The organism is Acidovorax sp. (assembly GCF_046341535.1).
Taxonomy (GTDB): Bacteria; Pseudomonadota; Gammaproteobacteria; order Burkholderiales; family Burkholderiaceae_C; genus Acidovorax.
Genome location: NZ_JBKDRI010000057.1, coordinates 1 through 1,395, shown reverse-complemented (window position 1 = coordinate 1,395; position 1,395 = coordinate 1). Strand labels below are relative to the sequence as shown.

Sequence of the window (1,395 nt, the reverse complement as noted above, 5' to 3'; positions counted from 1 at the left end):
GAAGCGACCATGACCGACTTTGTAATCAAACAATTGCCCTACGACTTGAGCAACCAGGCCGGTCTGGCCCTGATTGGCAAGCATCTCAAGCGCATCAACATCAATGCCCTGATTGACCCGGCCTTCCCGGTGCGTTCGGGCATCGCCAACAGCGACATCCTCAAGAGCTACCTGGGCCTTTTGTGCCTGGGCAAGAACGACTTTGATGCCATCGAGGGTCAGCGCAAAGACACTTTCTTTGCCCGCGCCCTGCATTTGCGCGCTGTGCCGTCTTCGCCCACGCTGCGCCAGCGCCTGGATGCCCATGCCCCAGACTGGTTTGATCTGGCCGAGCGCATCAACGCTGCAGTGCTCGGCACGCGGATCGCAGGCAAGCCAGTGGACTTCGGTGCGCTGCCCTGTGGATACGTCCCCCTGGACCTTGATACCTTCGCCATGGACAACAGCGGCACGGCCAAAGAACACGTGGGCCGCACCTATATCGGTGTGGACGGCTACTGCCCATTGGCGTGCTACCTGGGCACGCAGGGCTATTGCCTGGAACTGGCCTTGCGCCCGGGCACGCAGCACTCGGCCTGTGAGACCGAGTACAACTTCGAGCGTGTGTTGCCGCTGGCAGCCCGGCTCACGCCAGAGCCCTTGCTCGCTCGCGCCGACTCGGGCTTTGACTCGGCCAAGCTCATGTGCGCCATTGACCAGCAGGCCAAGGCGCTGCAGCGCAAGATGGCTTTCATCATCAAATGGAACCCGCGCAGCACACCGGTGGAGACAATCGCCCGGGCCAAGGTGGCCGATGCCGATACCCGCTGGACGGTGCTGCGCGAGGGCAAGCGCCAATGTGTCTGGAGCGAGGCGGTTCAAGTCAAGCACGAGCGCCATGTCTTGGCTGCGCGGCGGGTGTACCGCCTGAGCGAGCGAACCATTGACCGGCGCGGCCAGCAGATGCTGCTGCCCGAGTATGTGCTGGAGGGCTGGACGAGCACTTTGCCCCAGGCGTTCACGCCCGAGAGCATCATGGCCTTGTACGCCGACCACGGCAGGCACGAGCAGTTTCACTCGGAGTTCAAGACTGACATGGACCTCACGCGGCTGCCCTCGGGCAAGTTTGACACCAACTACCTGGTGTGTGCCCTGGCGGCGGTGGCGATGAACCTGCTGCGTCTGATCGGACAGCACACGCTGCACGAGCCGGACTCGCCCGTGCGGCACAGCGCCCAGCGCAGACGGGTGCGCACGGTGATACAGGAGTTGATGGTCAAGGCCGCGCGCATGGTGGAGCACGCCCGCCAATGGGTGTTGGGACTGGGTGCCAATGACCCGGCGTTTGCGGTGTTTGCGCGCCATTGGCGGGCGCTGGACAGCGCCTGAGTGCGCCTGGGCGAACGGCCCCGGCCA

At 64.0% G+C, this 1,395-nt stretch carries 1 protein-coding gene; it reads left to right on the top strand.

Annotation, left to right across the window (positions count from 1 at the left end; genetic code table 11):
- Nucleotides 1-9: 9 nt before the first annotated feature.
- A complete protein-coding gene (locus ACK543_RS03945) occupies nt 10-1,368 on the top strand; it encodes an IS1380 family transposase (RefSeq protein WP_409941553.1) in 1,359 nt (452 codons plus the stop codon).
- The last annotated feature ends 27 nt before the right edge of the window (nt 1,369-1,395 follow it).